Below are 20115 nucleotides of genomic sequence, written 5' to 3'. Positions count from 1 at the left end.
GGCACGCGCAGCAAACGGGCCGAGCGCCCGAACGAACCAAGATGGCTTTACTGCAAATTTCCGAACCGGGTATGGCGCCGGCGCCGCACCAGCGGCGGCTTGCCGTCGGCATCGATCTCGGCACGACGAATTCGCTCGTCGCCGCCGTGCGCAACAGCGTGCCCGAAGTGCTGCCGGACGAAGCGGGCCGCGTCCTGCTGCCGTCGGTGGTGCGCTACCTGGAGAAGGGCGGCCGCCGCATCGGCTACGAAGCGAAGGAGCAGGCCGCGACCGATCCGCGCAACACCATCGTGTCGGTCAAGCGCTTCATGGGCCGCGGCAAGGCCGAGGTCGAAGGCGGGGCGAACGCGCCGTATGAATTCGTCGACGCACCGGGGATGGTGCAGATCCGCACGATCGACGGCGTGAAGAGCCCGGTCGAAGTGTCGGCCGAGATTCTCGCGACGCTGCGCTACCGGGCCGAGGACACGCTCGGCGACGAGCTGGTCGGCGCGGTCATCACGGTGCCCGCGTATTTCGACGACGCGCAGCGCCAGGCGACCAAGGACGCCGCGCGCCTCGCCGGCCTGAACGTGCTGCGCCTGCTGAACGAACCGACCGCGGCCGCGATCGCCTACGGCCTCGACAATGGGTCGGAAGGCCTCTATGCGGTGTACGACCTGGGCGGCGGCACGTTCGACCTGTCGATCCTGAAGCTGACCAAGGGCGTGTTCGAAGTGCTCGCCGCGGGCGGCGATTCCGCGCTCGGCGGCGACGATTTCGATCACGCGCTGTTCGGCCACGTGCTCGCGCAGGCCGGCATCGACGCGCACACGCTCGCGCCCGAGGACGTGCGGCTGCTGCTCGATCGCGTGCGGGTGGTGAAGGAGGCGTTGTCGTCGGCGCCGCACGCGTCGCTCGATGTGACGCTGTCGAGCGGCGCGCATCTCGTGCAGACGATTTCGCACGACACGTTCGCCGCGCTGGTCGAGCCGCTGGTGCAGCGCACGCTGACGCCGACCCGCAAGGCGCTGCGCGACGCGCAGGTGAGCCCGGCCGACATCAAGGGCGTCGTGCTGGTCGGCGGCGCGACGCGCATGCCGGTGATCCGCGCGGCCGTGGAGCAGTTTTTCGGCCAGCCGCCGCTCGTCAACCTCGATCCCGATCAGGTCGTCGCGCTCGGCGCGGCGATTCAGGCCGATCTGCTGGCCGGCAATCGAGGCAACGGCGACGACTGGCTGCTGCTCGATGTGATCCCGCTGTCGCTCGGCGTCGAGACGATGGGCGGGCTCGTCGAGAAGATCATTCCGCGCAATTCGACGATTCCGATCGCGCGCGCGCAGGAATTCACGACCTTCAAGGACGGCCAGACCGCGATGGCGATCCACGTCGTGCAGGGCGAGCGCGAACTCGTCGCCGACTGCCGGTCGCTCGCGCGTTTCGAGCTGCGCGGCATCCCGCCGATGACGGCCGGTGCGGCGCGCATCCGCGTGACCTATCAGGTCGACGCGGACGGCCTGCTGTCGGTGTTCGCGCGCGAACAGCTGTCGGGCGTCGAGGCGTCGGTCGTCGTAAAGCCATCGTACGGCCTCGCCGACGACGATATCGCCAAGATGCTCGAGGACAGCTTCAAGACCGCCGAGATCGACATGCGTGCGCGCGCGCTGCGCGAAGCGCAGGTCGAGGCCGAGCGGATGATCGAGGCGACGCAGGCGGCGCTCGCGGCCGACGGCGAATTGCTCGACGCGGACGAGCGCGAGCAGGTCGACGCGCTCGTCGCGGCGCTGCGCACGATCGCCGCGGGCGACGACGCCCACGCGATCGAAACCGCGACCAAGGCGCTCGCCGACGGCACCGACGAATTCGCGGCGCGCCGCATGGACAAGAGCATCAAGCGTGCGTTGTCCGGCCGGCGGCTCGACGAGATCTGAACGAACCGCACCGGCCCGGCGACGGCCGGTGCGATATTGAACCGTGCGGCGCGAGCCGCCGCACCTTGACTGACGGAACCGACATGCCTCAACTGGTGGTGCTGCCTCACGTCGAACTGTGCCCGGACGGCGCGGTCATCGACGCGACGCCCGGCAAGAGTATTTGCGACAACCTGCTCGACAACGGGATCGAGATCGAGCATGCATGCGAGAAGTCGTGTGCATGCACGACCTGTCACGTGGTGATCCGCGAGGGCTTCAACGCGCTCGAGCCGTCCGACGAGGACGAGGACGACCTGCTCGACAAGGCCTGGGGCCTCGAGCCGACGTCGCGTCTGTCGTGCCAGGCGATCGTGACGGAAGATTCGGATCTGGTGGTCGAGATTCCGAAGTACTCGATCAACCACGCGAAGGAAAATCACTGACGCGTCGCCGCGGCAGCGCATACGGGAGGGCAGGCGATGAAATGGACCGATTCGCGCGAAATCGCAATCGCGCTGGCAGACAAGCATCCGGACGTCGATCCGCAGCGGATCAACTTCGTCGAGTTGCGCCAATGGGTGATCGAGCTCGACGGCTTCTCGGACGACCCGGCACACTCCGGCGAGAAGATTCTCGAAGCGATCCAGGCGCACTGGATCGACGAATCCGACTTCGACGACGAAGACTGAGTCGTTACACCGTAGCCCGCCCATGCAAAAAGGCTCGTGAATCCTCACGAGCCTTTTTTCGTTTCAGCGCGACGGCGCGGGTGACCGTGCCGCGTTACGTGCCGACGTTACGCGCCCACCAGCGTACCGTTCTCGATCCGCACGCGCTGGCCCTGGCCGAACGGCGGCGGGTTGTGGTACGTGAACGTGCGGGTCGCGCCGCTTTCCATCTGGACCTCGACCTGATAGTCGGTTTCCGCGCGCACCTGCTTCTCGACCTGGTTGCCGGCCAGGCCGCCGCCGAGCGCGCCGATGATGGTCATCGCGGTGCGGCCGTTGCCGCGGCCGAACTGGTTGCCGAGCAGGCCGCCGGCCGCTGCGCCGCCGACCGCGCCGATCCCCGAGCTCTGGCCCGGCGTACGCGTTTGCGTGATCGCGACGATCGTGCCGCAGCTCTGGCAATAGGCCGGCTGCGCGGGCGCGCCCGACTGCTGCGCATATTGCGGCGGCTGCGGCGCCGGGGCACGGCGGTGGTGCGTGGCCGCCGGGCGCGGAGCCGGCTTCGGCTCGGCCTGCGCGATGGCCTTTTGCTGCTCGGCCTTCTGCTGCGCCGCTTCCTGCTCGGCTTGCGCGGCACGCGCGGCGCTGGCCGCAGCGGCCGTGTCGACGGCCGGCTGCGACGCGATCAGCGCGGCCTGGGTCTGGCCGTTCTGCTCGTTGTTGCTGCTGGCCTTCGGGAAGATGCCCGTGATGGCGGCGGTGGCCGCCAGGCTGGCGACGATGACGGCGCCTGCGGCGGTCGCGATCAGCGGGTGCAGGCGTTGCTTTTGCGGCGTGGTCTGATTCTGGTTGTCCATTTTCTTCTCCGGTGTCGATTCGGCCGGCAATAGCGCGGCGGCCGGATCCCACGCTCGGGAGCGATCGGACGTGGCGTGCGATGCCGCGTTCCGGTCCCGTGGTCATGCGTGGTGACGCAACAGGAGTGTCGTCGACGCGCGCTGCGCGCACCGTATCAAGGTGTAACCAATTGAAGCAGCGCATTGGCGGCCGATCTCGGGAAAACCCGAGGCAAGCCGTCGCGGCGAGGAAATAAAACGGGGAGGGAGCGAATGCCGGCGAGCGCCGGCAGGCGGGATTTACGCGCGGTTACAAAGCCGCCGCGTGGGCACCGCGCGGCGTGCGGGCGCACACGCGGCGCGGCCGGTCAGTCTTCGCGGCGCAGATGGGGGAACAGCAGCACGTCGCGGATCGTCGGGCTGTCGGTCAGCAGCATCACGAGACGGTCGATGCCGATCCCGCAACCGCCGGTCGGCGGCATCCCGTGTTCGAGCGCGCGGATGTAGTCGGCGTCGAAGAACATTGCTTCCTCGTCGCCCGCGTCCTTTTGCTCGACCTGCTTCTTGAAGCGTGCAGCCTGATCTTCCGGATCGTTCAGCTCCGAGAAGCCGTTTGCGATCTCGCGGCCCGTCATGAACAGCTCGAAGCGCTCGGTGATGCCCGGCACCGTATCGGACGCGCGCGCGAGCGGCGACACTTCGACCGGGTAGTCGATGATGTAGGTCGGCTCCCACAGTTGCGACTCGGCGGTTTCCTCGAACAGCGCGAGCTGCAGCGCGCCGATGCCGGCGTTCAGGAAGGCCGGCTGCGACACGTCGACGCCGAGGCGCTTCAGTTCGGTGCGCAGGAATGCGTCGTCCGACAGCTGGCCGTCGGTGTACTGCGGCGCGTACTTCTGGATCGCCTGCGTGATCGTCAGACGATGGAACGGCTTCGCGAGATCGAGCTCGCGGCCTTGATACTGGATCGTCGCAGTGCCGAGCGCATCGATCGCCGCCTGGCGGATCAGCTGCTCGGTGAAGTCCATCAGCCAGCGGTAGTCGGTGTACGCGGCGTAGAACTCCATCATCGTGAATTCCGGGTTGTGGCGCGGCGACACACCTTCGTTCCGGAAGTTACGGTTGATCTCGAACACGCGCTCGAAGCCGCCGACGATCAGCCGCTTCAGATACAGCTCCGGCGCGATGCGCAGGAACATCTGCATGTCGAGCGCGTTGTGATGCGTGATGAACGGCTTGGCCGCCGCGCCGCCCGGGATCGGGTGCAGCATCGGCGTTTCGACTTCCATGAAGTCGGCGTTCTCCATGAAGCGGCGGATCGACGAGATCGTCTTGGTGCGCGCGCGGAACGTGTCGCGCGTCTCCGGCGTGACGATCAGGTCGACGTAGCGCTGGCGATAGCGCATTTCCTGGTCGGCGAGGCCGTGGAACTTGTCCGGCAGCGGGCGCAGCGCCTTCGCCAGCAAACGCAGCTCCTTGCACTGCACCGACAGCTCGCCCTTGTTGGTGCGGAACAGCACGCCGCGCGCGGCGACGATGTCGCCGAGGTCCCACTTCTTGAACGCGTCGTAGGTTTCCGCGCCGACGTCGTTCGGCGTCACGAAGAACTGGATCTGGCCCGAACCGTCCTGCACCGTCGCGAAGCTCGCCTTGCCCATCACGCGCTTGAGCATCATGCGGCCGGCGACCGACACCTCGACCGGGTTCGCTTCGAGCGCAGCCTTGTCCGAGTCGGCGTAGGTCGACTGGAGCTCGGCGGCGTGATGCGTCGGCCGGAAATCGTTCGGATACGCGACGCCTTGCTCGCGCAACGCGCGCAGCTTGTCGCGGCGCTCGGCAATGATCTGGTTTTCGTCCGCCGCGACGGCGGGCTGCGTTTGGGTCGGTTCGGTCATGATGGTCGGAATTCGGAATGGGTGCGGCAACGCAAACGGGAAGGGCGGCGCGACCGAGGGGCCGCGCCGCGGCGCTTACACGCCCTGTTTGAGGCTCGCGCTGATGAAGTCGTCGAGATCGCCATCGAGCACGGCTTTCGTGTTGCTCATTTCGACGTTCGTGCGGAGATCCTTCACGCGGCTTTGGTCGAGCACGTACGAACGGATCTGGTGGCCCCAGCCCACGTCGGTCTTGCTCGATTCGAGCTTGTCCTGCTCGGCCTGGCGCTTGCGCATCTCGGCTTCGTACAGGCGCGACTTCAGCATGGCCATCGCTTCGGCGCGGTTGCGGTGCTGCGAACGGTCGTTCTGGCACTGCACGACGATGCCGGTCGGCATGTGCGTGATCCGCACCGCGGAGTCGGTCTTGTTGATGTGCTGGCCGCCCGCGCCCGAGGCGCGGTAGGTGTCGATGCGCAGGTCGGCCGGGTTCACCTCGACTTCGATCGAGTCGTCGATTTCGGGATACACGAACACCGACGAGAACGACGTGTGGCGGCCGCCCGACGAGTCGAACGGCGACTTGCGCACGAGCCGGTGAATGCCGGTTTCGGTGCGCAGGAAGCCGTACGCGTATTCGCCCGACACCTTGATCGTCGCGTTCTTGATGCCGGCGACGTCGCCGTCGGATTCTTCGAGCACTTCGGCCTTGAAGCCCTTGCGCTCGCAGTAGCGCAGGTACTGGCGCAGCAGCATCGACGCCCAGTCGCACGCCTCGGTGCCGCCGGCGCCGGCCTGGATGTCGATGAAGCAGTTGTTCGGGTCGGCCGGGTTCGAGAACATCCGGCGGAATTCGATGTCGCCGACGCGCGCGGCGAGCTTGTTCGCGTCGTCTTCGGACGCGAGCAGCGTGTCTTCGTCGCCTTCTTCGCGGGCGAGCTCGAACAGGTCGAGCGCGTCGCGCAGGTCGCTATCGAGCGCGGTCAGCGTCGTGACGACGCCTTCGAGCAGCTTCTTCTCGCGGCCGAGCGCCTGGGCGTTCTTCGAATCGTTCCAGACGTTCGGGTCTTCCAGTTCCTTGTTGACTTCGGTCAGACGCGCAGCCTTGGCGTCGTAGTCAAAGATACCCCCGAAGCTCGCCCGCGCGGTTGCGCAGGTCGAGCAGGGAGCTTTCGATCGCGTTGAGACGTTCCGCTTCCATGATCGTTCGCTGTTCTTGCTTCGTAAAAAAGCGGAATTATAGCCGATCGGCGGGGTGTCCCGGTGACGCGGAGTGTGCTTGCATGCGTGCGGCGGCCCGTTGCCGCGCGCCGCACGCGCGGCCGGCGGGATGGCGCGCGGCCGCCGTTCAGCCGGCCGCGTGCTCGACGACGAGCTGCACGCGCGTCACGCCGTTCCACGTGTCGGCGACCAGCCGGTACGCGATCAGCGCGCTCGCCGGCAGCGGCTCGGTGTGGTTGAACCAGATCGCGTTGAAACGCTGCCGGCCGCGCGCCAGCTGCAGCTTCAGGTGCTTTTCCTTCACGAGCGATTGCGACACGACGTCGAACTCGCCGGAGAAAAGCGGGGCCGGAAAGCCCTGGCCCCAGACGGCCTCGTCGAGCAGCCCGACGAACTGCGGCGTGAAATAGGCGTCCTCGAGCTCGCCGTCGGTCTCGATCACGCGCGCCAGCGCGTCGTCGGACAGCCACTCGCGTGCGACGGCCTCGAACGCGGCCGCGAAGCGCGGCACGTTGGCGGTGTCGAGCGTGAGGCCCGCGGCCATCGCATGACCGCCGAATGCGACGATCAGGTCCGGCTCGCGCTTCGAGACGAGGTCGAGCGCGTCGCGCAGATGGAAACCGGCAATCGACCGTCCCGAGCCCTTCACGCGCGTGCCGCTTTCGTCCGCATGCGCGAACGTGAACGACGGGCGGTGGAATTTCTCCTTGAGCCGCCCGGCGACGATGCCGATCACGCCCTGGTGCCATGCGGGGTTGAACAGCGTGATGGTGCACGCGTCGGCGGGATCGACGTCGGCGAGATCGGCGAGCGCCTGCTGCTGCATGCCGGCCTCGATTTCGCGGCGCTCGCGGTTCATCGCGTCGAGCTGCTGCGCGAGCTCCCATGCGCGGCCGATGTCGTCGGTGATCAGGCATTCGATCCCGAGCGACATGTCGGAGAGCCGTCCGGCCGCGTTCAGGCGCGGCCCGACGCCGAAGCCGAGATCGAAGCCCGAGGCGGTGCGCGCGTCGCGGCCCGCGGCGCGGAACAGCGCGGCGATGCCCGGCTGCATGCGGCCGTTGCGGATCCGGTGCAGCCCCTGCGCGACCAGCACGCGGTTGTTGCCGTCGAGCCGCACCACGTCGGCGACGGTGCCGAGCGCGACCAGATCGAGCAGCCCGTCGAGGCGCGGCTCCGCGTCCTTGCTGGCGAACGCGCCGCGCCGGCGCAGCTCCGCGCGCAGCGCGAGCAGCACGTAGAACATCACGCCGACGCCGGCGATGTGCTTGCTCGGGAACGCACAGCCCGGCTGGTTCGGGTTGACGATCGCGCGCGCGGCGGGCAGCGCGTCGCCGGGCAGATGGTGGTCGGTCACCAGCACGTCGATGCCGCGCGCGTTCGCGGCTTCGACGCCGGCGACGCTCGCGATGCCGTTGTCGACGGTGATCAGCAGGTCCGGCTTGCGCGCCGCCGCCAGCTCGACGATCTCCGGCGTGAGCCCGTAGCCGTATTCGAAGCGGTTCGGCACGAGGTAGTCGATCTGCGCGCCGAACATGCGCAGGCCGCGCACCGCGACCGCGCAGGCGGTCGCGCCGTCGCAGTCGTAGTCGGCGACGACCAGCAGGCGTCGCCGCTCGGCGATCGCGTCGGCGAGCAGCGCGGCGGCGTCGGCGCAGCCTTTGAGGTCGGTGGGCGGGACGAGGCGTGCGAGCGCGGTCTCGATGTCGGTCGGCGACTGCACGCCGCGCGACGCGTACAGGCGCGCGAGTACGGGGTGCAGGCCGTGGCGCGCGAGCGCGGCGGCGTCGGCGGGGGCGACGGGGCGGGTAACGATGCGGGTCATACGGATGCGGTCATTCGAACAGGGACGCCAGCGCGCGGCGGCGCCAGAACTTGCGCAGGTCGCCGCGCGTCGCGTGCAGCGTGACGGAGCTCGTGTCGCCGCACAGCGTGAATTCGACGCCGGCCAGCTCGCCGTTCTGCAGCGCGGCGAGCGACGGTGCGAACCAGTCGCGCTCGAGCACGGCGAGCGCGTCGTGCCAGCGTGCCCAGTCCTGTTCGATGTACGGCGCGGACAGCGACGGCAGCTCGACGAGCGTCGCACCGGCCGCGGCGGGCAGCGCGCCGAAGGCGCTCGGCACGGCGCCGGTCTCGGCCTGCGCGGCGCGCGCAAGGCCAAGTGCCGCGGGCGATGCCGACAGCACGCGCCCGAACGGCTTGCCGACCGGCTTGAGCGTGCCCTGCGCATGGAACCAGATCGAATTGACGGCCGGCAAGCCGCGCGCTTCGCGCGCTTCGTTGACGGGATGCTGGAACCACGCCATCTGGACTTCGTTCTGCAGCTTCATCCACATCCGCGACCGCTCGCCGGTGTGCGCCTCGTGCGGCAGCCAGATCTCGATGTTGCGGCCGCTCGCGCGCAGCGGCGCGGCGCCGGCAAGGCGTGCGAGCTGCTCGCTCGACAGATACCAGCGCGCCGGCTGCGGCGCTTCGAGCCGCACGCCGAGTTCCTCGATCAGCGGCCGCGCGACCGCGAGCAGGGCGGCCGCGTCGCCTTCGTCGAGCGCGAGGCTCGCCGGATCGACGAGCACCAGGTGATCGTGCGCGATTTCGACGTGCACGGGTTCGACGCACGCCCACGCGAGCGCGCCTGGGTCGCCGCCGTCGGCCAGCAGCATGTACGGGGCGAGCGGCGCCTCGTCGGCCGCGTTGCCGTGGGTCGCGCCGAAGCGGCGGGCGAGCCAGCGCTCGTGCGGCAGCGTGCGCTGGAAGTCCTCGCCGGCCACGCGCTCGACGACGCTCGCGCGGGCGAGCAACTTTTCGAGCGCGGGACTGTCCAGCGTGTGCAGGGACGAGGCCGCATCGGCCGCTGACGGCAGCGCGAACGGAACGAGAAAATGGAGGCGTCGGTCGTGCATGATGCTGCGCATTGTATGGCAAACTGCGCGCGTGATCGGGCCGGCTCAGGGTTCGAACCGAGGTTCGGGCCGGCGCGATCGGGCCCGATCGCGCGGCGGCTGCCGCCGCGGTCGCGCTTGCGGCGGCCGGCTGGCCGTCGCCGCAGCGCACCGCGCCGGATCGTTGCCCGTCCCCGCCGTCACCCGCAGAACCCGCCGTAACCAGCAGAAAGGATTCGCTTGAAACTTCCGTACGAATGGCAGATCGGCTGGCGCTATACGCGCGCCGGCAAACGCACGACCGGCAACGGCTTCATTTCCTTCATCGCGCTCGTATCGATGCTCGGGATCGCGCTTGGCGTCGCGGCGCTGATCGTCGTGCTGTCCGTGATGAACGGCTTCCAGAAGGAGGTGCGCGACCGCATGCTGTCGGTGCTCGCGCACGTCGAGGTGTTTTCGCCGACCGGCTCGATGCCGGACTGGCAACTCACGGCGCAGGAGGCGCGGCGCAATCCGTCGGTGATCGGCGCGGCGCCGTACGTCGACGCGCAGGCGCTGCTCACGCGCCAGGACGCGGTGAGCGGCGTGATGCTACGCGGCGTCGAGCCGTCGCTCGAGCCGCAGGTGTCCGACATCGGCAAGGACATGAAGGCCGGCCGCCTCGACGCGCTGGTGCCCGGCCAGTTCGGCATCGTGCTCGGCGATGCGCTCGCCGGCAATCTCGGCGTGACGGTCGGTGACAAGGTCACGCTGGTCGCGCCGGAGGGCACGATCACGCCGGCCGGGATGATGCCGCGGCTCAAGCAGTTCACGGTCGTCGGCGTGTTCGAATCGGGCCATTACGAATACGACAGCACGCTCGCGATGATCGACATCCGCGACGCCGAGGCGCTGTTCCGGATGAGCGCGCCGACCGGCGTGCGGCTGCGGCTCAGCGACATGCAGAAGGCGCCGCAGGTCGCGGTCGAGCTGTCGCACACGTTGTCGGGCAGCCTCTACATCCGCGACTGGACGCAGCAGAACAAGACCTGGTTCTCGGCCGTGCAGATCGAGAAGCGGATGATGTTCATCATCCTCACGCTGATCATCGCGGTGGCCGCGTTCAACCTCGTGTCGTCGCTCGTGATGACGGTGACCAACAAGCAGGCCGACATCGCGATCCTGCGCACGCTCGGCGCGCAGCCAAGCTCGATCATGAAGATCTTTGTCGTGCAGGGCGTGACGATCGGCTTCGTCGGCACCGCGTCGGGCGTCGCGCTCGGCTGCCTGATCGCATGGAGCATTCCGTGGCTGATCCCGATGATCGAGCATCTGTTCGGCGTGCAGTTCCTGCCGCCGTCGGTGTACTTCATCAGCGAGCTGCCGTCCGAACTCGTCGCCGGCGACGTGATCAAGATCGGGCTGATCGCGTTCGTGCTGTCGGCCGTCGCGACGCTGTACCCGAGCTGGCGCGGCGCGAAGGTGAAGCCGGCGGAGGCGCTGCGCTATGAATGACCGCGCGACCGCATTCGCGGATTCACGACAACCCATCAGACAGGATTCGGCTGGTATGCAGGAATACGTGCTTCAGGCGCGCGGGATCACGAAGGCGTTCGTGCAGGGCGGCTTCAACGTGCAGGTGCTCAACAACACCGAGCTGACGGTGCGGCGCGGCGAGAAGCTCGCGGTCGTCGGCGCGTCGGGCTCCGGCAAGAGCACGCTGCTGCACGTGCTGGGCGGCCTCGACGAGCCGAGCGCCGGCGAAGTGTCGCTGCTCGGCAAGCCGTTTACGCAGCTCGCCGAGCGCGAGCGCAACGACCTGCGCAATCGCGCGCTGGGGTTCGTCTACCAGTTCCACCATCTGCTGCCGGAGTTCACGGCGCTGGACAACGTCGCGATGCCGCTGCGCATTCGCCGGATGACCACCGAGGACGCGCGCGCGCAGGCACAGGCGATGCTCGAGCGCGTCGGGCTCGGCCCGCGTGCGAAGCATCGGCCGGGCGAGCTGTCCGGCGGCGAGCGGCAGCGTGTCGCGATCGCGCGCGCGCTGGTGACGAAGCCGGCCTGCGTACTCGCCGACGAACCGACCGGCAACCTCGACGGCGCGACGGCCGACACGGTGTTCAACCTGATGCTCGAATTGTCCGAGACGCTCGAAACCAGCTTCGTGATCGTCACGCACGATCCGGAGCTCGCCGCGCGTTGCGACCGCATCATGCGCTTGCGCGACGGCGTGCTGCACGAGGAGCCGGCGCAGCCGGCGTGAGCGCACGCTCGCGCCGCATGCGCGGCCGGGCGACGCGTCGCGACGGAGGAGGGAAGCTAGCCATGTGGATCGATACGCATTGCCATCTCGATGCCGGCGAATTCGATGCCGATCGCGACGCCGTCGCGCAGGCGGCGTGCGCGGCCGGCGTGTCGCGCATCGTGATCCCGAGCGTCGGGCGCGACAATTTCACGACCGTGCGCGAGCTTGCGCAGCGCACGCCGGGCGCCGTCTATGCGCTCGGCATCCACCCGCTGTTCACGCCGCACGCGCGCGACGCGGATCTCGACCGGCTGCGCATGGAGATCGAGGCGAGCGTCGACGATCCGCGCTTCGTCGCGATCGGCGAGATCGGCCTCGACTACTTCGTGCCGGGGCTCGACGAAGAACGGCAGCAATTCTTCTATCAGGGGCAGCTCAGGCTCGCGCGCGAATTCGATCTGCCGGTGCTGTGCCACGTGCGCAAGTCGCAGGATCGCGTGCTGGCCGGGCTGCGCCGTTTCGGCGTGCGGCGCGGCATCGCGCATGCATTCAACGGCAGCTTCCAGCAGGCCGATGCGTATCTCGCCCAGGGGCTGCATCTCGGTTTCGGCGGCAACGTGACGTTCGGGCGCGCGTTGCAGATCCGCCGGCTCGCGGCGCAGCTGCCGCTCGATGCGATCGTCGTCGAGACCGACGCGCCCGACATCGCGCCCGAATGGGCGTACAAGTCGCGCAATACGCCCGACCAGGTGCCGCGCATCGGCGCCGTGCTCGCCGAACTGCGCGGCCTCGACCCCCACGCGCTGTCCCTATCCACAACGGCCAACGCGCTCGCCGCGCTGCCGCGCCTCGCACTTTCGTCCGCATAATCGTCGTCACGTGGTGCGCGCGCCGATGACGGCGGCGCCGGATGGACGAAGGAGGCGCGATGCGCGTGTGGTGGATCGCGTTCGCGCTCGGCGTCGTCGTGCTGCAGCGGCAGGCGGCGTTGCCGGGGGCGGGCGGCTGGGCCGGCGCGGCGATCATGGTGGCCGTATGCGGGGCGGCGTACGTCGGGTCGGCGCGGTGCGCTCGGAGCCGCCCGCTCGTCGCGCTCCGTTGGGTGCTTTGTGCGTGCATCGCGTCTGCAGTCGGCTTCGGCTATGCGGCCGCCCGCGCCGAATGGCGGCTGCGGGACGGTTTGCCCGTTGAGTGGGAAGGGCGGGACATCGTCGTCACGGGCGTGATCCGCGGCTTGCCGGCCATCGACGAAACCGGTGCGCGGCTGCTGCTCGCGGTCGAGTCGAACGATGCGGCGCTGGCCCGCTTCGCGCCGCTGATCCGCTTGTCGTGGCGCAGCTACGGTGAGCCCGCAGCGCGCGGCACGCTGCCCGCGTTGCACGGCGGGCAGCGCTGGCGGCTCGTCGCGCGCATGAAGCGGCCGCATGCGGAGGCCAATCCCGGTGTGCGCGACAGCGAGGCCGCGTGGCTTGCCGCCGGCATTCGCGCGATCGGCTACGTCGTCGCGCCCGAGCGCGCAATCTTGCTCGACGAGCGAGCATCGGGATGGCTTGCTTCGATTGACCGGATGCGCGACACGCTGCGCATGCGCATCGGAGATGCGCTCGGCGACGAAGCGCGCCATCGCGGCATCATTACCGCGCTCGCGGTCGGCGATCAAGCCGCGATCGGCGACGACGACTGGCGCGTGCTGCGCAATACCGGCACGAGTCATCTGGTCGCGATCTCGGGGCTGCACGTCGGCTTCGTCGGCGCGCTCGCGGGCGGGATCGCGTCGCTCGTGTGGCGGCGTCTGCGCTGGCGCCGGCGCGCCGTTACGCTGGCGGTGCCGGCGCCTTACGCGGCCTCGCTGGCATCGCTCGCGGCCGCCGGCGGCTATGCGGCGCTGGCCGGCTTCAACGTGCCCGCGCAGCGCGCCTGGTGGATGATCGCAACCGCAGCGGTAGCCTATCTCGCCGGGCGCAGCGCGCCGACATCCGCGGTGTTGTGCGCGGCCCTCGGCGGCGTGCTGCTGGTCGATCCATGGGCCGTGCTGTCGGCTGGCTTCTGGCTGTCGTTCGGAGCGGTCGCCGCGATCCTGCTGACCGTCGCGGGCTGGCGAGCGACGCCGGAAATCGAACGCGCTGACGACGGCGCTGGCGACGGCAGCAGCGACGCGACGCAGCAGCGCGTTGCGCAGGATCGTCGGCGCGTGCTTCACGCATGGTGCAAGCGTGCAGCGCAGCGGCTCGCGGACGCGACCCGCGTGCAGTACGCGGTGACGATCGGCCTCGCGCCGTTGACCGCCGCGTGGTTCGCGCAGATGTCGGTATCGGGGCCGTTCAGCAACGCATTCGCGATTCCGTGGGTGAGCTCCGTCGTGACGCCGCTCGTGCTGGCCGGCGTCGCGCTGCCGGCGCCGCTCGACGCGTACGCATTCCGGCTCGCGCATGCGGCGCTCGGACCGATGATGACGCTGCTCCGCCATCTCGCCGACTGGCCGGCCGGCGTGTTCTGGCTGCGCATACCCGACTGGCCGGTGCTCGCGCTCGCGTGCATGGGCGCAGCGTGGGCGCTGATGCCGCGCGGCTGGCCACTGCGCTGGGCCGCGCCGATCACATGGCTGCCGCTCGTCGCGTCGGCCCCCGATGCGCCGCCGCCCGGCGGCTTCCGACTGACCGTGCTCGACGTCGGGCAGGGCGAGTCGGTGCTGGTCGAGACCGCCCGGCGAACGCTGCTGTTCGATGCGGGGCCCGGGCCCGAGTCGACCCATGCCGGCACGCGGATCGTCGTGCCGGCATTGCGCGCACGCGGCATCCGCGTCGTCGATACGCTCGTCCTCAGTCATGGGGACGCCGATCATGCGGGCGGCGCGGCGGCCGTCTATGCCGGCACGGAGGTTCGCCAACTGCTCGCCGGCATCGTGCCGCAACACCGGCTGTGGCGCGATGCGCAGGCGGCCGGCGTCACCGATCGCGTGCCCTGCGCGGCCGGCCAGCGGTGGACCTGGGACGGCGTCGTGTTCACGATGTTGTGGCCGTCCAGCATCGCATCGGGCCGGTCGAACGAGCAGTCATGCGTGCTGCGCATCGACGCGGCCGGCACGTCGGCGCTCTTGACCGGCGACCTCGACGCACGCGCCGAACGCCGGCTCGTCGCCGGCTCGCGCGACGCGCTCGCCGCGCAAATCCTCGTCGTTCCGCACCACGGCAGCCGCACATCGTCGGTCGAGCCTTTCCTCGATTCGGTCGAGCCGCGCGTCGCGGTATTTCCTGTAGGCTATCGCAATCGCTTCGGGCATCCGCACCGCTCGGTCCTTGCCCGCTACGAGGCGCGCGCAATCCCGCTGCCGCGCACCGATCGCGACGGCGCCGTGCGGTTCGACGTCGCGCCGTCGAACGGGGGTTTCACGTTCGAACGGTATCGCGAGGCGCGGCGACGTTACTGGATGGATCGGTGAGCGCCGCACCGAAGCGTCGAGCAAAAACAGGCCGCATCGGGTGCGCCAGCGCCGACGGCGCTGGCACGGGGCGCGATAACGGTGCGACGCGTGGCGCGTGCCGACACAGGAGACATCGGCATTTGAAGGACATCCTCCACTTCTCGCATGCGAACGGCTTTCCGGCATCGACGTACCGGACCATCTTCGCCGAGCTGGCAGACGATTACGAGCTGCGTTACATCGAGCGCATCGGTCATGACCGCCGCTATCCGGTGACGCGCGACTGGCCGCATCTGGTCGATCAGTTGCTCGACGACATCGGCCGCCGCTACGAGCGCCCGGTGTGGCTCGTCGGCCATTCGCTCGGCGGCTACCTGTCGCTGATGGCCGCGCTGAAGAAACCGCACTGGGTGCGCGGCGTCGTGATGATCGATTCGCCGATCATCGCGGGATGGCGCGCCGGTGCGCTGCGCGCGAGCCAATGGGCCGGGCTCGACGAGCGGCTGTCGCCGGCGGCCGCGACGCGCAAGCGGCGCACGCACTGGGCGAGCCGCGACGAAGCGTGGCGGCACTTTCGCGAGAAGCCCGCGTTCGCGCGCTGGGACGAGCGCATGCTGTCCGACTACATCGACTACGGCATTCCGCAGGCCGGCGCCGACGGCGCGCGCACGCTCGCGTTCGACCGCCAGGTCGAATACCTGATCTACCGCACGCTGCCGCACACGCTCGGTCCGCGGCTCGCGCACGGCGCGCCGGTGCCGGTCGGCTTTCTCGCCGGCACGCGCTCGCGCGAAGTGCGCCAGGTCGGCCTCGATGCGACGCACCGGGCCGCGCACGGGCGCATCGAGTGGCTCGAGGGCAGCCATCTGTTCCCGATGGAGCGGCCGATCGAGACGGCCCGCGCATTGCAGCGGATGCTGAATTCGCTGAAAGCGGCGGAGGGCGACGGGCCGCGCGATCGCGCGGCGCTCGTGCAGCGGGGCTGACGCGGCGTCCGCCGCGCCGCGCAAGGCGCCGCCGCACCGGCCGGCCGGTCGTTTCGCCCGGCCGCGCACGGCTGGCGCGGCACTGCGCGAAAGGGCGCGATCATCACGTCAATTGCTGAGAGAAGGGCGGGCTTTACGGTATAATCCGTTTTTCCCGCGAGCATTCAGCGATGACCAAATATGTTTTCGTCACCGGCGGCGTAGTTTCTTCCCTCGGCAAGGGTATTGCCGCCGCCTCCCTCGCCGCGATCCTCGAATCGCGCGGTCTGAAAGTCACCCTCCTCAAACTCGATCCCTACATCAACGTCGACCCCGGCACGATGAGCCCGTTTCAGCACGGCGAAGTGTTCGTGACGGAAGACGGTGCGGAGACGGACCTCGACCTCGGCCACTATGAGCGCTTCATCAGCACGAAGATGCGCAAGGCCAACAACTTCACGACGGGCCAGATCTACGAATCGGTGATCCGCAAGGAGCGCCGTGGCGATTATCTCGGCAAGACCGTGCAGGTGATCCCGCACATCACGAACGAAATCCAGGCATTCATCGAGCGCGGCGCGGCATCGGCCACCTGCGGCGAGCCGGACGTCGCGATCGTCGAGATCGGCGGCACGGTCGGCGACATCGAATCGCTGCCGTTCCTCGAGGCTGCGCGCCAGATGAGCCTGCGCCTCGGCCGCAACAGCGCATGTTTCGTGCACCTGACGCTCGTGCCGTACGTCGCGACGGCCGGCGAGCTGAAGACGAAGCCGACCCAGCACAGCGTGCAGAAGCTGCGCGAGATCGGCATCCTGCCGCACGTGCTGCTGTGCCGTGCGGACCGCCGCATTCCCGACGACGAGTCGAAGAAGATCTCGATGTTCTCGAACGTGCCGGAAGACGCGGTGATTTCGGTGTGGGATGCCGACAGCATCTACAAGATTCCGCAGATGCTGCACGACCAGGGCCTCGACCGGATCATCTGCGACGAACTGAAGCTGTCGCCGAAGGAAGCCGACCTCAGCATGTGGTCGGAGCTCGTCGAGAAGCTCGAGCATCCGAAGCACGAAGTGACGATCGGCATGGTCGGCAAGTACGTCGATCTGACGGAGTCGTACAAGTCGCTGATCGAGGCGCTGCGCCACGCGTCGCTGCACACGTCGACGAAGGTCAACATCGAGTACATCGACTCCGAAGAGATCGAGTCGAACGGTGTCGACAGCCTGAAGCATCTCGACGCCGTGCTGGTGCCGGGCGGCTTCGGCCGTCGCGGCACGGAAGGCAAGATCGCGGCGATCCGCTATGCGCGCGAGGCGAAAGTGCCGTATCTCGGCATCTGCCTCGGCATGCAGCTCGCGGTGATCGAGTTCGCACGCGACGTCGTCGGCCTGAAGCAGGCGAACAGCACGGAGTTCGATCCGGACACGCCGGAACGCGTGGTCGCGCTGATCACCGAGTGGTACGACCGCGAAGGCAAGGTCGAGACGCGCACCGAGTCGTCCGATCTCGGCGGCACGATGCGGCTCGGCTCGCAACGCTGCCCGATCAAGCCCGGCACGATGGCCGAAGAGATCTACGGCAAGGACGTGAACGAGCGCCATCGCCACCGTTATGAAGTCAATAACCGCTTCGTGCCCCAGCTCGAAGCCGGCGGCCTTATCATCAGCGCCCGTACCCCGAGCGAGGATCTGCCGGAGATGATGGAACTGCCGCGTTCGATGCACCCGTGGTTCGTCGGCGTCCAGTTCCACCCGGAATTCACGTCGACGCCGCGTGACGGTCATCCGCTGTTCAAGTCGTTCGTCGAAGCGGCGCTCGCCAACAAGCAAGCGCGCGGAGCAGAAGCATGAAGCTGTGCGATTTCGAGGTCGGCCTCGACCAGCCCTTCTTCCTGATCGCGGGTACCTGCGTCGTCGAATCGGAGCAGATGACGATCGACACCGCGGGCCGCCTGAAGGAAATCTGCGCGAAGCTGAACGTTCCGTTCATCTACAAGTCGTCCTACGACAAGGCGAACCGCAGCTCGGGCAAGTCGTTTCGCGGCCTCGGAATGGACGAGGGGCTGCGCATCCTCGGCGAGGTGAAGCGCCAGCTCGGCCTGCCGGTGCTGACCGACGTGCATTCGATCGACGAGATCGAGCAGGTCGCGTCGGTCGTCGACGTGCTGCAGACGCCCGCGTTCCTGTGCCGCCAGACCGACTTCATCCACGCGTGCGCGCGCTCGGGCAAGCCGGTCAACATCAAGAAAGGCCAGTTCCTCGCGCCGCACGACATGAAGAACGTGATCGACAAGGCGCGCGACGCCGCACGCGAAGCCGGTCTGTCGGAAGACCGCTTCATGGCGTGCGAGCGCGGCGTCTCGTTCGGCTACAACAACCTCGTGTCCGACATGCGCTCGCTCGCGATCATGCGCGAAACGAATGCGCCGGTCGTGTTCGACGCGACGCACTCGGTGCAGCTGCCGGGCGGGCAGGGCACGAGCTCGGGCGGTCAGCGCGAATTCGTGCCGGTGCTCGCGCGCGCCGCGGTCGCCACGGGCGTCGCCGGCCTGTTCATGGAAACGCATCCGAATCCGGCCGAAGCGAAGTCCGACGGCCCGAACGCGGTGCCGCTGCACCGGATGGGCGCGCTGCTCGAGACGCTCGTCACGCTCGACCAGGCGGTGAAGCGCAATCCGCTGCTGGAAAACGATTTCAACTAAGACCGAATGAACCTTGCGGCGGCTTTGCGCGTCTGTAGCGACAGCAGGTTCGGCACGCGTGCCGTCGCAGCTTGAAGAATCCATCGTCATTCTCAGAGGAAACCCATGAGTGCAATCGTAGATATCATCGGCCGCGAGATTCTGGATTCGCGCGGCAACCCCACCGTCGAATGCGACGTGCTGCTCGAATCGGGCACGATGGGCCGCGCGGCGGTGCCGTCGGGCGCGTCCACCGGCTCGCGCGAAGCGATCGAACTGCGTGACGGCGAAGCCGGCCGCTACAACGGCAAGGGCGTGCTGAAGGCAGTCGAGCACATCAACACCGAAATCTCCGAAGCCATCATGGGCCTCGACGCGTCGGAACAGGCGTTCCTCGACAAGACGCTGCTCGAGCTGGACGGCACCGACAACAAGTCGCGCCTCGGCGCGAACGCGATGCTGGCCGTGTCGATGGCCGTCGCGAAGGCAGCGGCCGAAGAAGCCGGCCTGCCGCTGTACCGCTACTTCGGCGGCTCGGGCGCGATGCAGCTGCCGGTGCCGATGATGAACATCGTGAACGGCGGCGCGCACGCGAACAACAGCCTGGACATCCAGGAATTCATGATCGTGCCGGTCAGCCAGCCGACGTTCCGCGAAGCGCTGCGTTGCGGCGCGGAAGTGTTCCACGCGCTGAAGAAGATCCTGAGCGACCGCGGCATGAGCACGGCAGTCGGCGACGAAGGCGGCTTCGCGCCGAACTTCGGCAGCAACGACGAGTGCCTGTCGACGATCCTGCAGGCGATCGAAAAGGCCGGCTACCGTGCGGGCGAAGACGTGCTGCTCGCGCTCGACTGCGCGGCATCGGAGTTCTATCACGACGGCAAGTACCAGCTCGCGGGCGAAGGCCTGCAACTGTCGTCGGCCGAATTCACCGACTACCTCGCGACGCTGGCCGACAAGTTCCCGATCGTGTCGATCGAGGACGGCATGCACGAAGGCGACTGGGACGGCTGGAAGCTGCTGACCGAACGCCTCGGCAAGAAGGTCCAGCTGGTCGGCGACGACCTGTTCGTCACGAACACGCGCATCCTGAAGGAAGGCATCGAGAAGGGCATCGCGAACTCGATCCTCATCAAGATCAACCAGATCGGTACGCTGACCGAAACGTTCGCGGCGATCGAAATGGCGAAGCGCGCGGGCTATACGGCCGTGATTTCGCACCGCTCGGGCGAAACGGAAGACTCGACGATCGCGGACATCGCGGTCGGCCTGAACGCCGGTCAGATCAAGACGGGTTCGCTGTCGCGCAGCGATCGCATCTCGAAGTACAACCAGCTGCTGCGTATCGAGGAAGACCTCGGCGACATCGCCAGCTACCCGGGCAAATCGGCTTTCTATAACCTGCGCTAACGCGCTACTATCGGGTTCGTCATCTCGACGCCGCTCTGTGCA

The 20115-nt window shown here is 68.3% G+C and carries 16 protein-coding genes; 11 read left to right on the top strand and 5 right to left on the bottom strand.

Annotated elements, in window-relative coordinates; translation table 11 throughout:
• Positions 1 to 41: 41 nt before the first annotated feature.
• From hscA to iscX, 3 genes are all read left to right on the top strand, one after another.
• Positions 42 to 1910 carry a Fe-S protein assembly chaperone HscA gene (gene hscA / locus MYA_RS09275; protein WP_011885411.1) on the top strand — a complete coding sequence of 623 codons (1869 nt, stop codon included), beginning with the start codon at positions 42 to 44 and terminating at the stop codon, positions 1908 to 1910.
• 83 nt (positions 1911 to 1993) lie between these two features.
• Positions 1994 to 2335, top strand: coding sequence for an ISC system 2Fe-2S type ferredoxin (gene fdx / locus MYA_RS09270; RefSeq protein ID WP_011885410.1), 342 nt, complete (start codon positions 1994 to 1996; stop codon positions 2333 to 2335).
• A 36-nt stretch (positions 2336 to 2371) separates the two neighbouring features.
• On the top strand, positions 2372 to 2581 hold the full coding sequence (gene iscX, locus MYA_RS09265; RefSeq protein ID WP_011885409.1) for a Fe-S cluster assembly protein IscX: 210 nt from the start codon (positions 2372 to 2374) through the stop codon (positions 2579 to 2581).
• 107 nt (positions 2582 to 2688) lie between these two features.
• Here iscX and MYA_RS09260 read toward each other — a convergent pair whose 3' ends face one another.
• From MYA_RS09260 to MYA_RS09230, 5 genes are all read right to left on the bottom strand, one after another.
• Positions 2689 to 3417, bottom strand: coding sequence for a glycine zipper 2TM domain-containing protein (locus tag MYA_RS09260; protein WP_014723279.1), 729 nt, complete (start codon positions 3415 to 3417; stop codon positions 2689 to 2691).
• Positions 3418 to 3764: 347 nt separating this feature from the next.
• Positions 3765 to 5291, bottom strand: a complete 1527-nt coding sequence (gene lysS / locus MYA_RS09255) for a lysine--tRNA ligase (protein WP_011885407.1) — start codon at positions 5289 to 5291, stop codon at positions 3765 to 3767.
• A gap of 75 nt (positions 5292 to 5366) precedes the next feature.
• Positions 5367 to 6471 (bottom strand): peptide chain release factor 2 gene (gene prfB / locus MYA_RS09250; RefSeq protein ID WP_106919330.1). Its coding sequence is split into 2 segments (ribosomal slippage): positions 5367 to 6389 and positions 6391 to 6471, totalling 1104 coding nucleotides; the frame shifts between segments, so codons are not numbered across the junction.
• 147 nt (positions 6472 to 6618) lie between these two features.
• On the bottom strand, positions 6619 to 8316 hold the full coding sequence (gene recJ / locus MYA_RS09235; RefSeq protein ID WP_011885405.1) for a single-stranded-DNA-specific exonuclease RecJ: 1698 nt from the start codon (positions 8314 to 8316) through the stop codon (positions 6619 to 6621).
• Between the two features lie 10 nt (positions 8317 to 8326).
• Positions 8327 to 9403: a hypothetical protein gene (locus tag MYA_RS09230; protein ID WP_011885404.1), complete on the bottom strand. Its 1077-nt coding sequence runs from the start codon at positions 9401 to 9403 to the stop codon at positions 8327 to 8329.
• Positions 9404 to 9610: 207 nt separating this feature from the next.
• On the opposite strand from MYA_RS09230, the gene MYA_RS09225 reads away from it, so the two are divergent.
• From MYA_RS09225 to eno, 8 genes are all read left to right on the top strand, one after another.
• Positions 9611 to 10864, top strand: a complete 1254-nt coding sequence (locus MYA_RS09225) for a lipoprotein-releasing ABC transporter permease subunit (RefSeq protein ID WP_014723277.1) — start codon at positions 9611 to 9613, stop codon at positions 10862 to 10864.
• The gene (gene lolD / locus MYA_RS09220; protein ID WP_011885402.1) at positions 10857 to 11615 is read left to right on the top strand and encodes a lipoprotein-releasing ABC transporter ATP-binding protein LolD; all 759 of its coding nucleotides are present in this window, start codon (positions 10857 to 10859) and stop codon (positions 11613 to 11615) included. The genes MYA_RS09225 and lolD overlap by 8 nt, the downstream gene beginning before the upstream one ends.
• A 62-nt stretch (positions 11616 to 11677) precedes the next feature.
• Positions 11678 to 12466 (top strand): TatD family hydrolase, encoded by a 789-nt coding sequence (locus MYA_RS09215; RefSeq protein ID WP_014723275.1) that lies wholly within the window; start codon positions 11678 to 11680, stop codon positions 12464 to 12466.
• A 59-nt stretch (positions 12467 to 12525) separates the two neighbouring features.
• Entirely contained in the window at positions 12526 to 15036 is a 2511-nt protein-coding gene (locus MYA_RS09210; RefSeq protein ID WP_014723274.1) for a DNA internalization-related competence protein ComEC/Rec2, read from the top strand.
• Positions 15037 to 15158: 122 nt separating this feature from the next.
• Positions 15159 to 16004: an alpha/beta fold hydrolase gene (locus MYA_RS09205; protein WP_011885399.1), complete on the top strand. Its 846-nt coding sequence runs from the start codon at positions 15159 to 15161 to the stop codon at positions 16002 to 16004.
• A gap of 170 nt (positions 16005 to 16174) precedes the next feature.
• Positions 16175 to 17833 carry a CTP synthase gene (locus MYA_RS09200; RefSeq protein ID WP_011885398.1) on the top strand — a complete coding sequence of 553 codons (1659 nt, stop codon included), beginning with the start codon at positions 16175 to 16177 and terminating at the stop codon, positions 17831 to 17833.
• Positions 17830 to 18684 carry a 3-deoxy-8-phosphooctulonate synthase gene (gene kdsA, locus MYA_RS09195; protein ID WP_011885397.1) on the top strand — a complete coding sequence of 285 codons (855 nt, stop codon included), beginning with the start codon at positions 17830 to 17832 and terminating at the stop codon, positions 18682 to 18684. Before MYA_RS09200 ends, kdsA begins: the two co-directional genes overlap by 4 nt.
• A 105-nt stretch (positions 18685 to 18789) precedes the next feature.
• Entirely contained in the window at positions 18790 to 20073 is a 1284-nt protein-coding gene (gene eno / locus MYA_RS09190) for a phosphopyruvate hydratase (RefSeq protein WP_011885396.1), read from the top strand.
• Positions 20074 to 20115 lie beyond the last annotated feature (42 nt).

Source organism: Burkholderia sp. KJ006 (assembly GCF_000262695.1).
Classification (GTDB): Bacteria; Pseudomonadota; Gammaproteobacteria; order Burkholderiales; family Burkholderiaceae; genus Burkholderia; species Burkholderia vietnamiensis.
Note: the sequence above shows the minus strand (reverse complement) of the source record. Positions and strands in the feature narration are given on the sequence as shown.